Origin of the sequence: Glaciecola sp. 1036, assembly GCF_050306235.1 — a bacterium.
GTDB lineage: Bacteria > Pseudomonadota > Gammaproteobacteria > Enterobacterales > Alteromonadaceae > Glaciecola.
Genome location: NZ_JBLWFH010000011.1, coordinates 117,233 through 131,093, shown reverse-complemented (window position 1 = coordinate 131,093; position 13,861 = coordinate 117,233). Strand labels below are relative to the sequence as shown.

12 protein-coding genes are annotated in these 13,861 nt (G+C 41.3%); 7 read left to right on the top strand and 5 right to left on the bottom strand.

What is annotated here, in order from left to right:
- The first annotated feature begins 450 nt into the window (after positions 1 to 450).
- Entirely contained in the window at positions 451 to 882 is a 432-nt protein-coding gene (locus ACNKW3_RS15525; RefSeq protein WP_427400236.1) for a hypothetical protein, read from the top strand.
- A 455-nt stretch (positions 883 to 1,337) separates the two neighbouring features.
- On the opposite strand, the gene ACNKW3_RS15520 is transcribed toward ACNKW3_RS15525, so the two are convergent.
- A complete protein-coding gene (locus tag ACNKW3_RS15520) occupies positions 1,338 to 2,387 on the bottom strand; it encodes an IS110 family transposase (RefSeq protein WP_427400235.1) in 1,050 nt (349 codons plus the stop codon).
- A 68-nt stretch (positions 2,388 to 2,455) separates the two neighbouring features.
- Here ACNKW3_RS15520 and ACNKW3_RS15515 point away from each other — a divergent pair, with 68 nt between their 5' ends.
- The gene (locus ACNKW3_RS15515) at positions 2,456 to 2,584 is read left to right on the top strand and encodes a hypothetical protein (RefSeq protein WP_427400234.1); all 129 of its coding nucleotides are present in this window, start codon (positions 2,456 to 2,458) and stop codon (positions 2,582 to 2,584) included.
- A gap of 221 nt (positions 2,585 to 2,805) precedes the next feature.
- Here ACNKW3_RS15515 and ACNKW3_RS15510 read toward each other — a convergent pair whose 3' ends face one another.
- From ACNKW3_RS15510 to ACNKW3_RS15500, 3 genes are all read right to left on the bottom strand, one after another.
- The gene (locus tag ACNKW3_RS15510) at positions 2,806 to 3,123 is read right to left on the bottom strand and encodes a CcdB family protein (RefSeq protein WP_427400233.1); all 318 of its coding nucleotides are present in this window, start codon (positions 3,121 to 3,123) and stop codon (positions 2,806 to 2,808) included.
- Positions 3,123 to 3,368, bottom strand: a complete 246-nt coding sequence (locus tag ACNKW3_RS15505; RefSeq protein WP_427400232.1) for a type II toxin-antitoxin system CcdA family antitoxin — start codon at positions 3,366 to 3,368, stop codon at positions 3,123 to 3,125. The genes ACNKW3_RS15510 and ACNKW3_RS15505 overlap by 1 nt, the downstream gene beginning before the upstream one ends.
- Before the next feature lie 437 nt (positions 3,369 to 3,805).
- Complete coding sequence (locus ACNKW3_RS15500; protein ID WP_427400231.1) at positions 3,806 to 4,723, bottom strand: hypothetical protein; 918 nt, start codon at positions 4,721 to 4,723, stop codon at positions 3,806 to 3,808.
- A gap of 541 nt (positions 4,724 to 5,264) precedes the next feature.
- Here ACNKW3_RS15500 and tkt point away from each other — a divergent pair.
- From tkt to ACNKW3_RS15485, 3 genes are all read left to right on the top strand, one after another.
- Positions 5,265 to 7,262, top strand: a complete 1,998-nt coding sequence (gene tkt / locus ACNKW3_RS15495) for a transketolase (protein WP_427400230.1) — start codon at positions 5,265 to 5,267, stop codon at positions 7,260 to 7,262.
- 64 nt (positions 7,263 to 7,326) lie between these two features.
- Entirely contained in the window at positions 7,327 to 8,322 is a 996-nt protein-coding gene (locus ACNKW3_RS15490; protein ID WP_427400229.1) for an aldo/keto reductase, read from the top strand.
- Positions 8,323 to 8,418: 96 nt separating this feature from the next.
- Positions 8,419 to 9,510 (top strand): endo-1,4-beta-xylanase, encoded by a 1,092-nt coding sequence (locus ACNKW3_RS15485; RefSeq protein WP_427400228.1) that lies wholly within the window; start codon positions 8,419 to 8,421, stop codon positions 9,508 to 9,510.
- Between the two features lie 14 nt (positions 9,511 to 9,524).
- Here the strand turns inward: ACNKW3_RS15485 and ACNKW3_RS15480 are convergent, their stop codons facing one another.
- Positions 9,525 to 10,721 carry a XylR family transcriptional regulator gene (locus ACNKW3_RS15480; RefSeq protein WP_427400227.1) on the bottom strand — a complete coding sequence of 399 codons (1,197 nt, stop codon included), beginning with the start codon at positions 10,719 to 10,721 and terminating at the stop codon, positions 9,525 to 9,527.
- Between the two features lie 190 nt (positions 10,722 to 10,911).
- On the opposite strand from ACNKW3_RS15480, the gene xylB reads away from it, so the two are divergent.
- Both xylB and xylA read left to right on the top strand, forming a co-directional pair.
- Positions 10,912 to 12,372 carry a xylulokinase gene (gene xylB, locus ACNKW3_RS15475; RefSeq protein WP_427400226.1) on the top strand — a complete coding sequence of 487 codons (1,461 nt, stop codon included), beginning with the start codon at positions 10,912 to 10,914 and terminating at the stop codon, positions 12,370 to 12,372.
- 114 nt (positions 12,373 to 12,486) lie between these two features.
- Complete coding sequence (gene xylA / locus ACNKW3_RS15470; RefSeq protein WP_427400225.1) at positions 12,487 to 13,806, top strand: xylose isomerase; 1,320 nt, start codon at positions 12,487 to 12,489, stop codon at positions 13,804 to 13,806.
- Positions 13,807 to 13,861 lie beyond the last annotated feature (55 nt).

Sequence of the window (13,861 nt, the reverse complement as noted above, 5' to 3'; positions counted from 1 at the left end):
ACAATTCCTCGCGGGATTGCACTTGCCATTCGCTAGTAGTTAGCGTCTAATAACTAGATGTTAAAAGACGGTGATTTTCCTACAGAGGACTTTCACCTCATTAGTTCATGCCCATGCTGGGCGTACACATGTCGTTCAAGCCGCATTTCCGCCTACGGCTCCAATGCTCGGACGTACCGCTACGGGTCCCGTTTGCGATTGGCTTCGCCAATTTATCGCAAACGCTCCCCTTCGCGGCACGCCGCTTAACGAGGTGTTGAAGCTGTAGAAAAATTAGGTTTTGATTTTCATTATTAAAAAATGTTTAATTTATGCACGATTTTCGTGACTCTACGTTAATATCAGATAGGATTCACCATTGAACTGTAAAAATAATCAACGTAGATCTCGAAATTTAATTGGCATTTTATTTTTTCTACAGCCTCGTTATGTGCCAGGAGAATTAAATTAGTGCCAAGTAAACGTTTTGCCTTTGCATCGGCCTTATGGAGCTTTCTTCCAGGATCTTTAGTTATTCTGTTATTTGCTTTAACTGATATAGACCTGTATCAGAAAGCTTCTCAAGCAACAGAGGGCTATCAATCTTTATTCTTTTTTGCGCCAATGATTTTATTACTTTTTGTTATTTATCACACTATTGTTGGTTATATCCAAACCAAAATAAAGCAGCCTAAATTTTTGTTAGCTCTATTATCATCAACAGTCGTATCCGTACCTTTTCCTCTTTTGGTAGCTTTGTCAAAATCAAATGCGACACAAGACGAGCGTTTGGTTCTTGTTCTTACGGCACTCGTACTCTTTGGCTTATTTTGGCTTTCTTTATTTACAGGTTCTTGTTATCAATTCCTTAAAATAAAAGGGCGTAACCTGCATGGCACATAACACATATGAGCCTCCGGCGTGTCAATGAAAAAAGAATGTCCTTTGATCACTTTTTCAAGATCAAGCCAACTTCTTTTATGGAACCTGTTTACTTCGTCTGTCATGGTTGATGTTAAGCAAGTTGCTTACGTCAAACACATATAGAGGCTCTGTAATGTTGCACTTTTCAATTCCATTTGATGGGCAACTGCACTAGACATTCATCGGTTAACCTTCCTCTGTCCTATTCAAAACTAAGTGGCTATTAATAATTCCAGTTAGTGTCGGGCTCAGTGAAGGTGTAAGCAAATTCAAATAAAAGCTTAAGATTGCGCTACTTTGGCATGTCTAATCAAACGCAAGTGGTTTAGGCATATTGGTATCGTTATTGATGCTGCTCAAAGCCGAGGTTTGTGCAATAACCAGATACTCGCCGTTGTGCCAGTTAGACGCTATAGCTCATGCCAAAGAGCGACTTACCCGTTTAAAAAGCGCTCTTCATCAAACACCTGTTGGTTCTTCAGCATAAAGTAAACACATCGGCCAATTTTATGGGCTAGTGCGGATAACGCTTTAGCCTTGCTCATGCGTTTTTGCAAAGATTGCAGATAGCTTTTAGCGTTATCATTGCCTTTAAGGTAGAGAACGGTTGCTTCACTGAACGCCCATTTAAGATGAGCGTTGCCTATTTTATTGCCTTGTGTGCCATAGCTTTTACCTGCGGATTCCGCTTTGCATTTGACTAATCTGGCATAGGAAGCAAATTGTTGAACTCGAGGGAATCGCTGAATTTCCCCGACTTCATATAAGATGGTAAGGGCTAGGATTTTCCCAATACCAGGAAAAGAGTTCAGAATATGATAATCACGACCTTTATGGTGTTGGGCGTTCTTCTTCACATAGTGCTCAATTTTATAGATTTCATGCACCATGGTGCTGATGACATTGAGGTTTAAATCCATACTTTTTTGTACAGCTTCATCCGGAAAGAAGTGGTGCATCTTTTGTCGGTCAGGCGCATTACGTAGATTCAATCGAGATTCTAAGGCGGGTAAGTTGTATTGGCTAATGGTGGCTGCAACATGACCTTTAAGCTGTGCACTCATGCGCATAATATGAGTACGTCGACGAAGCGCATCACGAATCGCTCTGTATTGTTTCGAGTAAGCATGGGATAACGGGAAATTACCACCACGAATAAGTTTAGCGATTTTAAGGGCATCAATTTTATCGTTTTTAGTTTTACCCGCGTGAATGGCTTTCATATAAAGGGCATGACCAAGAATGAAATCAATATTGTGCTCTTCACAGAAATCCGATAGCCAATACCAGCAGTGCATACACTCAACGCCAACGACGACATTTCCACGATAAGGCGCTAAAAGCGCTAATAATTTCTGAGGTGAATCATCGATTTTTTCATGTACGAGGACATTGTTTTCATTATCGATAATGCAAACGTAAAGTAATCTTGTGTGTAAATCGATTCCACAATAGTAAGGATGTGTATTAGTATAGAAGTTCATTGAGTTTTCTCCGTTTGGTTTGGTTGCCATCTCAGGATAAACTCAAATTTATCTGAGGAGGAGGCTCAATGAGTATCAAAAAAATTATGGCGCCCGCCATGGCGGGCTGGGACACGAACAAGCAGGCGGCTTCGCCATTTTCGCCTACGTGTTTGTGTCCCATATTAAGGTGTGTGCTAGGCATAGCACAAAACTAGAGAGGTGAAAGTCCACTTGCCAGGTGCACGTAGATGCGAAGGCTAGGAGAAGGGCGAGGGCGTAGCCGCGAGGCTGGGTTTGGAGGAAGTCCAATCCAAAATAACGGGGTGATGAACAAGAATCAGATATGAGGTGTGATATCGTTGAGACCAGAGGGTACGTGACCCGTATGCCCGGTGGTGTGGGAGGAGGGGTAGTGTGAACTACCTCCCTATCCCGATTATATGCCAGTAATGGCAAAGTCAATCGCATCTATCAATATCGTTCGAGCTCCTTCAAGAGTTCCAATGGGACGTTTGAGGATTTCTTGCGGTACCGATGCTATTTGCTGAGTCATAAATAGGTAGTTTTTGCCCTCGAAGTTGATTTCTGGGGTTAGCTTTTTCAACATCATATTTGGTCTTGAAGTTGTTTCCGTAAGAGGCACAACCAATCTTGTAGCTAGCTGGTCGATAACAGCGTTTTGAACATCGACTAAGTAAGGATATGCATCTTTAGTTCTCTTACTTGGGTTTCGGTAAACATCGAATTGAGGCATCAATAATCTCTATATTCGTCACTTAAGCAGCCATTTTCAGCTACGAAATCATTGTAAGCTTCAATAGATGCCTTGTTGTCACGCTTCCACTTTTCCGATTCGACATCCTTAAGTTTTTCGCTTAGAGCTTGCTCAAGTGTTGCTGATAAGTTAATTTTCAGGTCTCTAGCTTTATTAAGTAAATCGCTGTTAAGGCTTAAGTTTGTTGCTTTTTTTGGAGCGGATATGTCGTATAAGTTAGCCATCGTTCATCTCCCCAACAGTTTTGGGGTGTATGCGTATTGATATGCGCATTGTAGACGCGTCTTTGGCGTATAACAAGAGATTTGACAAGCTTAGCTGTGACCTCACTGCGTTTGGACGTCAATCAAGCGTTAGCAACCCTTGACATACCTTTCTTTCTTCACACAATGTACATACGATTAAGTTCGATTGGGATTCAGTGAAAGCTGAGTCCAACCTTCAAAAGCATGGAATAACTTTTGATAAAGCAAAATCGGTCTTCTTCTAATTCTTGGGACTTGTATTGAATCTAAAGTTCTTCAAAAAATTACAACCTACACTTGTTATTAATAAAATAATGATTTTGCAGAATTCTGACCATTAGTAATAACAAACTACTAATGGTCAGGCAAAGTTGTTGATGTAAGTTTCAGTATCTAGCGAATAGCTGAAGATGAACTTAATCTGGTTGAATATCTAAAATATCAAACTCACCATTGATGAAAATTATTTCAAATTGCGTAGCATTGATGATGGTTGAATTGCGGAACACAACCGTATCTCTATCTGAACCTTGGAATTGAATAACAAAATTGCCATTTCTGACACGAACTGAACGCATTCGGGCGTTACGCTCTATCACCAACACATCACGACTGGGTTCAAAATCAAGGATAACATCTCGATTTTTAATACCGTCATCTACTTCAGCGCCTACCACGAAGAAGTCTCCACCTTCGCCTCCGGTCATGCGATCGCGAGAACCGCCGCCACTAAGAAAAATATCAACACCATCTGTTCCCACCAAACGATCGTTGGCGTCAGTGCCAAAAATGATATCGTCTTCGGTAGGTGCAGGATCTGGAGGTGGCAACTGAAACTCAGAAAAGCCATAATCTGACCAATTCAGCGATAACTCGACAATTTCACCGGGAACGACATCGACGATTTCGCTGTGGTTGTAACCTAGCGCGGCCAACTCTTCTTTACTTACCAAAAAATACTGAACACTGGTGCCGAAGTTAAAAAAGGCTGAATCAAATAAGCCTGAAATACCTTCTACAACTGAGCCATCTTCAAAAGTGACAGTCATTAATCTCTCGCTGGAATCAGCTTGAAAAAATTGGAATGGATTAGTGTTTATGGGATTGGTTGATAGTTGAATGACAGCTTCGCCTGCGTTATTGCCACGAATCAAATCATCGTCCAACAATATACCTTCACTAATGCCACTTGCTCTTAGTTCTTGGCCCAAAAACGATTTGGAAAAAAATGGCGCTCTAAACTCAGTTTCCGCTAGTGCCGGCGTTACTAATGCCATACTACTAACACCAAGTATAATAGAGGAAATAGGTAACACCTTAGTAAATCTCTTCATTGCTTGTTTCCTTGAATTAAGTGTTTATTTTTAGTAGCGAAAAGGTGTATCTAATTGAAACTATTATTAATATTAGAACTTCCACGCACCGAGTCGCAAAGTAGTCGGTCAGCAGTTCAACGTTTCCGATCAGGCGCTATTCTAGAAACTAAAGTTCTCAGAAGTTTCACGAAAAGTTCACGATTTACAGAAAGTTATATTGCGAGTTAATAGAGTTAAGTGGCAGGAAACATTGGGAAAGTAAGCGAGAGTGGAATCTTATTAATTCAGGCTCTAATATAGTGTGAAAAATCTAGTGCTTTCTAGTCGCACCATTTTAATATGTAATATATTATTACTAATTGGAGATATGAAAGAATCATTTTTTATAAAGCAGTTTTACCGCTTTAGCTGTTTTTTCTAGTATGATGATTTTAAACTAACGCTTTATTTATTTACTTATTTTATTTGCGTCAGATTAGTGCAACATTTACTCTCCTACGCAAATTGAAATATTCTCACCGTTTCTCGGTAAAACTTGAATTTAAAATGGGAAGATACGATGTCTGTGATCACTACGCCTGCTGCAAATGCGATTCGAATGTTAGCGGTAGATGCCGTTCAAAAAGCTAATTCTGGCCACCCTGGTGCGCCAATGGGAATGGCTGAAATAGCCACTGTTTTATGGCAAAAATTCTATAACCATAATCCTAATAATCCAAATTGGAGCAATAGAGACAGATTCGTTCTTTCGAACGGACATGGCTCAATGTTGCAATATGCTTTATTGCATTTAAGCGGTTATGACCTTTCCATGGAAGATCTAAAGCAATTTAGACAACTACATTCGAAAACCCCAGGTCACCCTGAATACGGTTATACACCTGGTGTTGAAACTACAACAGGCCCTTTGGGTGCGGGTATTGCAAACGCAGTAGGTATGGCAATTGCGGAAAAAACCTTAGCGGGACAATTTAATCAGCCAGGTTTTGATATTGTAGATCATTTCACTTATTGCTTTTTAGGTGATGGCTGCTTAATGGAAGGTATTTCACATGAAGCTTGTTCATTAGCCGGTACTTTAAAACTAGGCAAATTAATTGCATTCTGGGATGACAACGGCATTTCTATCGATGGCCATGTAGAAGGTTGGTTCACCGACGATACTGCTAAGCGTTTTGAATCTTACGGTTGGCACGTAATCCGCGATGTTGACGGTCATGATATGGATGCAATTACTGCAGCTATTGAGCAAGCTCAGGCCGAAACTGGTAAACCGACATTGATTTGTTGCAAAACTATTATCGGCTTTGGTTCTCCAAACAAATCAGGAAGTCATGCATGTCATGGTTCTCCATTAGGTGAAGATGAAATTGTTGAGATTCGTAAATTCCTAAACTGGGATTATCCTGCATTTGAAATTCCAGATGATGTGTATGCTCAATGGGACACAAAAGATAAAGGTGACACGTTAGAAAGTCAGTGGCGTTCATTGTTCGAAAGCTATCAGGAAAAACATCCTGAACTTGCAGAAGAATATGTTCGTCGTGTTGTGAAAAAAGCTTTAACTGAAGATTTAAATAAAAAGGCAGATGAATTCGTTCGTCAATCACAAGAAAAAGCAGAAAACATTGCAACTCGTAAAGCGTCGCAGAATTCCATCGAGTTCTTTACTGGATTATTACCTGAAATCATGGGCGGTTCAGCTGACTTAGCTGGCTCAAATTTAACCCTATGGCCTGATGCCAAAGGCATTCAAGATGATCCAGCCGGCAATTATATCTTCTACGGTGTGCGCGAGTTTGGTATGAGCGCCATCATGAACGGGATAGCTTTACACGGCGGCTTTATACCATTTGGCGCGACTTTCTTAATGTTCATGGAATATGCACGAAATGCAGTAAGAATGTCAGCCCTAATGAAAGCTAAAAATATTTTTGTTTACACTCATGACTCTATTGGTCAAGGTGAAGATGGTCCGACTCACCAACCTATTGAGCAGTTAGCAAATCTACGCCTAACGCCTAATTTAACTACTTGGCGACCTTGCGATGCAGCAGAAACGGCCGAAGCATGGAGACAAGCGATCATTAAAGAGGAAGGACCAAGTGCACTGGTATTTTCTCGTCAGGGCACCAAAGCTATGGCGCGCTCAGATGAGCAACTTAAGGCGATTGCAAAAGGTGGTTACATCTTAAAAGAAAGTGCTCAAGCGCCGCAGTTAATTATCATTGCAACCGGCTCAGAAATGGGAATTGCGATGGGAGCAGCGGATACCTTAAATGAGCAAGGCTATCAAGTTCGAGTGGTATCTATGCCAAGTACTGAGCAGTTTGATGCGCAATCTCAAGCCTATAAAGATGAAGTGTTACCAAGTGATGTTCCAAAACTTGTGGTAGAAGCAGCCCATACAGATTTCTGGTACAAGTATGTAGGTACATCAGGAGCTATAATCGGTATGCAGACCTTCGGAGAATCTGCACCAGGTAACGCATTGCTAGAACACTTTGGCTTTACTGTGGATAATATTATCGCAAAAGCTCAAGGCCTGTTAGGTTAATAGTGACCAATTGAAGAGGACGTTTAATACGTCCTCTTTTTTATGCAAACGGAGTAGTAAATTTATGCCAAATCATCAGATCGAAAAACGAATATTAGGTTCTTCAGGCTTAAACATAAGTGAAGTGGGGCTTGGTTGTTGGCAACTAGGTGGCGATTTTGGCCCGGTTTCTGAAGACAAAGCCATTGCTATCATTCAACAAGCGGTGGATTCTGGAATTACTTTTTTTGATACAGCTGATGTATATGGTGCTGGCGTTAGTGAAGCCTATCTAGGTGAACATTTGAATAAATTGTTGCCTGAGGCTGTAATTGCCACCAAATATGGCCGGTGGCAGGGCACTTATCCAGACGGTTATAGTTTAATTGACCTAACCGATTCCATTAAGCGAGCCCAAGATCGCTTGCAACGAGACGTCATTGATTTACTTCAACTACATTGTATTCCTAAAACTGTTTTACAAGAGGGTAAAATCTTCGATTGGTTAAGAGAAGCACAACAGCAAGGGTTGATTAGCAATTTTGGTGCTAGTGTAGAAACTCAAGCCGAAGCTGAAATCTGTTTACAACACTCAGATTTGTCATCTTTACAAATCATTTTTAATTTACTAAGACAAAAACCTGTTGAATCCTTGTTAACTCAAGCACAACAAAATGACGTTGGAATCATTGTTAGATTACCTTTAGCTAGCGGCATGTTAAGCGGTAAATTTAACCCACAAACTCAATTCGCCGAATCTGATCATAGAAACTATAACAAAGACGGTGAAGCCTTTAGTGTGGGTGAAACCTTTAGCGGCATTGCGTTTGAAAAAGGATTAGAGATTGTCGACAGCATTAAATCTCGAGTACCAGAGGGATATTCCATGGCACAGTTTGCCATGCGATGGATTCTTGATCACCCAGCGGTTACTACTATTATTCCTGGTGCCAGTGGTCCTCAGCAAGTGATACAAAATGCGCAAGTATCTCAATTAACTAGGATAGAAAAGCAATTGCATCAGCAACTATTTGATTATTATAAATCGGATATTGAGCAATATATTAGATGCGAAATCTAGACAAAGATTTTTTAAAACTAACTCCAAGCCCGTTATTTCTCTAACGGGCATAACCAAAATTGATTTTTAGCCAATAAATATAAAAGAGGCCCTGTTATGAGAATCTTATTAGCAGTCGTACTTTTATTGCCTTTAGCCGCCCAAGCAAAAGACTTAAGAGACGCATTTGAAAAACATTTTCTGATTGGAACCGCTGTTAGTACCTCTATGCTAGAAAACCCCGAACAATCTGAAAAATTGATTTGTCAGCATTACAATGCATTGACCGCTGAAAATGCGATGAAATGGCAAAATATACATCCAACGCAGGATACCTTTGATTTTTCTCTTGCTGATAAACTCATGGCCATGGCTAAACGCTGTGAGGCAGAAGTTATAGGGCATACCCTTGTTTGGCATCAACAAACCCCCGACTGGGTGTTTGAAGATGAACAGGGCAATCCTCTCTCAAGGGAAGCCTTGTTAGCCCGCTTGAAAAATCACATTACCACAGTAGTTAGTCGTTATAAGGGCAAGGTTAAGGGCTGGGATGTGGTGAATGAAGCATTAAATGATGATGGCACTTTTAGGGTAACTAAATGGCACACCATTATTGGGGATGACTACATAATTAAAGCCTTTGAATACGCCCATGCTGCTGATCCTGAGGCTGAGCTATATTACAACGACTACAATATGTATAACGCCAAAAAAGCAGCTGCGGCAGCCGAGATAGTCAAATCAATTAAAGCGGCCGGCTTACCTATTACTTCAGTAGGCATGCAAGGGCATTATTCGGTATTTTATCCTGATTTAAACTTAGTTGAAGACAGTATAAAAAGATTTATGGCGCTGGGTGTTAAGGTATCAATCACAGAATTGGATGTCAGCGTTTTACCATTTCCTGAACAAGCACAGGTGGGTGCAGAAGTCAGCCAAAGTGTTGAATTTGAAGAAAAATTAAACCCCTTCGCTAATGGCATTTCAGAACAGATGCAAGACAGGCTGACCAAGGTTTACGTGGATTTATTCTCGATATTCTTAAAATATCAAGACACTATAGATCGGGTGACTTTGTGGGGAGTGGACGATAGCGTTTCTTGGCGAAATAACTGGCCAGTGCCAGGTAGGACAGATTATCCTTTGTTGTTGAATCGCCAAAAAGAACCTAAACCCGCCTATACAGCGGTGACTGAACTAGTAGACTAGTTCAGTCATTTACTTTACTCAGGTTCGAAGTCTAGCTCTTTTCCAGGGCGGGCTTCATCTCTGTATTCTCTTGGTGTTTGGTCAAAATGCTTCTTGAACACCGCATACATGTATTGCAGCGATGGATAACCACAACTCTTGGCGATTTGTGCGGTAGAGTCGTCGGTTTCGGTTAGCATTTTACAAGCTCTATTTAGCTTTTCATTGTGAATCTCGGTATGAATACTATGTCCGCGCTCTTCTTTAAATCTGTGTTCTAGATTTGAACGTGAAACTCCGACGTAGTCTAACACTTGTTCAACTTTGATACCGCGGTTCGCATTTTGGCGAATGAAATGCATAGCCTGCATAACATAAGGATCTACAATAGCTTTATAATCGGTAGACTGGCGTTCAGCGATACCTTCTGGTGGCACTAACACTGGTTTTCTCGGCCCTTTGTAGCCATCGAGCAGCTTATGTAAAAACTTAGCCGCTTGAAAGCCCATTTCAATACAACCTTGTTTCACCGAACTTAAACTGACGCGACTTAAATACCTTGCGATATCATCGTTATCTATGCCGATGACCGATATTTTGTCAGGTATCAGCATACCAATGTGGTCACATACTTGGAGTAAATGACGCGCTCTTGCGTCAGTAACTGCAATTATACCGATAGGCGTTGGTAGACTTTCTAACCAGTCACTTAAACGTTTTATGGTGTACTGCCATGTTTCAGGGCTCACCGGATGGCCGCGATAAACGTGGCATTCATAACCTTCTTTTTTGGTTATATCTAGAATTGCCTGTTCTCGCTCTCGCGCCCAGCGTTGGTTTTCATCCACCGGAGCACCATAAAAGGCAAATCTCTGTACGCCTTTTTGACGAAGGTGTTGGAAAGCCGCATTCACCAACTCATAGTTGTCAGTTGCCACATAAGGCACATCTGGATAATCTTCAGGATTGGCGTAAGAGCCGCCAATACCGACAACAGGCACACTGGCTTTGTGCAATGCCTTTTGTACCTCAGGATTATCATAATCGGCAATGATACCGTCGCCGCCCCATTCGTCGAGGTGCTCTAATCGCGCCATGAAATCTTCTTCTAAATACAGATCCCAATCAGCATTAGAGGTTTGCAGATATTTGCCAATCCCTTCGATAATTTGACGATCGTATACCTTGTTAGCTTTAAAAAGCAAAGTGATACTATGTTTGTTTTCATGCATCTGAACTTACTACCCGTAAAATAATGCGTTATTTGATAATATTCTTTATGTTTTTTCACATCAACAGGAAAATAACATATTACACCTGAATTAACAAAATAGTTACAAAATTTCGTAATTGTGAATTTACATCTCGACAATCATCATTACGCCCCTACTAAACTTAAGGTTAATAAAGGATTCTTGATTCATGTACATAGGCATTGACTTAGGCACCTCTGGGGTAAAAACCATTCTTTTGAATGAGCAGGGTGAACTTATTGCCACAACAACGGCGAGTTTAGAGGTTTCGATTCCTAAACCTTTATGGTCTGAACAAAATCCAGAAGATTGGTGGCAGGCTACCTGTGATTGTTTAGATCAACTAAGTGAAATGCAAGTGTTATCAGAGGTTAAAGCTATAGGATTAGCTGGGCAGATGCATGGCGCTACCTTGTTAGATAAAAACTCAGAGGTCATTCGTCCTGCAATACTTTGGAACGATGGCCGTTGTGAAGAACAATGTTTAACCCTCGAAAAAGATATACCTAATGCCCGAGACATTACCGGCAATATTGTGATGCCTGGCTTTACTGCGCCTAAGCTTCAATGGGTTAGGGAACATGAACCTGAGAATTTTGCCAAAGTTTATAAAGTTTTATTGCCTAAAGATTACTTACGCTATCGCTTGTCTGGCGATTTTGCCTCGGACATGTCGGATTCTGCCGGAACCTGTTGGTTAAACACTGGAACACGTCAGTGGAATGACGACATGTTGCATGCCTGTGGCTTGAGCGTTGCCAATATGCCTATGTTATATGAGGGCAATGCAATAACTGGTTATTTAACTGAAGATTTATGCGAACGCTGGGGAATGAAAGATGTCGCCTTGGTTGCTGGTGCTGGAGATAACGCGGCCGGCGCTATTGGTTGTGGCATTGTGAATTCTGGCCAAGCTATGCTCTCATTAGGTACCTCTGGCGTTTATTTCGCTGTAACCAATGAATATAAGTCTAACCCTGAATCCGCGGTGCATGCATTTTGTCATGCCCTACCCAATCGCTGGCATTTAATGTCAGTTATGTTAAGTGCAGCAAGCTGTTTAACTTGGTTTGCCAACAATAGCGGTTATAAGGACGTTGCAGAGTTATTTGCTGATATTGAAAAAAATACTCAGCCTGATGATCCGCAAATTCCTTATTTTATGCCCTATTTAACTGGCGAACGAACGCCGCACAATAACCCAAATGCAAAAGCAGGGTTCATCGGTATTACAGCAGCAACCACAAGAGCACACATGGCATTAGGTGTGGTGCAAGGGGTTAGCATGGCGTTGGCTGATGGCATAGATGCGGTGCATAACAGCGGTTTAGATGTTGAGGGTATAAGTTTAATTGGTGGTGGTGCCCGCAGCGCTTATTGGCGACAACTGTTGGCTGATGTGACTAATATTCCCATGAACTTTAGAGAAGGCGGCGATGTAGGGCCGGCATTGGGCGCTGCTCGATTGGCACTAGTTGCTATGTCTCCAGAAACGTCTCTAGAGGAATTATGTCCGGTACCAGCTTTGGTACAAAACTGTCAGCCAAATGCTGATTTGCAAGCACATTTTGCCAAACGAAGAGAGAATTTTAGAAAGCTATATGAAGCAAATGTAGCATTCTTTAAATAAACAAGAAAAAACACAAAACTTTATGAAATTATCATAATTGAGTCGAGCGCTGACTTTAACGACCATTGCGATACATTGAAAGACGGGCCTACAACTGCCCAACAGGAGTAAACTATGAAAGATTATTTTGGCCAGATTTCGCCAATTAAATATGAAGGGCCAGATTCAACTAACCCTCTAGCGTTTAAACATTACAACCCAGAGGAAGTGGTCTTAGGTAAAACAATGGAAGAGCACCTAAGATTTGCAGTGTGCTATTGGCATAACTTCTGTTGGGATGGTGCTGATGTATTCGGTGGAGGCACCTTTGGTCGACCTTGGTTAGCTGCAGGCGACCCAATGGAAAGAGCAAAGCAGAAAGCCGATGTTGCATTTGAATTCTTAGCAAAACTTGGCGCTCCTTTTTATTGCTGGCATGACATTGATGTAGCACCTGAAGGTGACAGCATCAAAGATTACATCAATAACTTTGGCCAAATGGTTGATGTTCTAGGTCAAAAGCAAGACGAAACTGGCATGAAGTTATTATGGGGTACTGCAAACGTATTTAGTCATCCACGATACATGTCTGGTGCGTCTACCAACCCCAATCCTGAAATATTTGCCCGTGCTGCGACACAAGTATTTCACGCAATGAATGCTACTAAAAAGCTGGGCGGTGAAAACTATGTATTATGGGGTGGCCGTGAAGGTTATGAGACGCTTTTAAACACTGACCTTAAACGTGAGCGTCAGCAGTTTGCTCGTTTCCTATCCATGGTGGTAGAACATAAGTACAAAATTGGTTTTGATGGTTTATTGCTTATTGAACCTAAGCCTCAAGAGCCAACAAAGCACCAATACGATTACGATACAGCAACCGTACATGGTTTCTTAACTGAATTTGGTTTAGAGAAAGAGTTTGCGGTAAATATCGAAGCCAACCACGCAACGTTATCTGGTCACTCTTTCCATCACGAAATTGCGACTGCCTTTGCGTTGGATATGTTTGGTTCAATTGATGCCAACCGAGGTGATGCTCAGTTAGGTTGGGATACTGACCAGTTCCCTAACAGCGTGGAAGAGATGACGTTAATTTGTTACGAAATCCTTAAAAACGGTGGTTACACTACTGGTGGCTTCAACTTTGACACTAAATTACGTCGCCAAAGCTTAGATCCTGAAGATTTATTCCACGGTCACATCGGTGGTATGGATACTTGTGCATTAGGTCTTAAGAAAGCTGCGGCAATGATTGAAAATGATTTTATTGCGCAAACTAAGAGCGATCGTTATCAAGGTTGGGATCAAGATTTAGGTAAACAAATCCTAAATGGTGACCTATCTCTTGAAGCGCTAGCGGGGCTTGCGAATGATAAACAGCTTGATCCTAAGCCAGTATCAGGTAAGCAAGAAGCGCTTGAAAACCTTGTTAACCAAGTTATCTTCAAATAAATAAGAGAATGACAACTTCTGTCATAGACTCACTTTTAAAAGCAGGCGTAAGCCT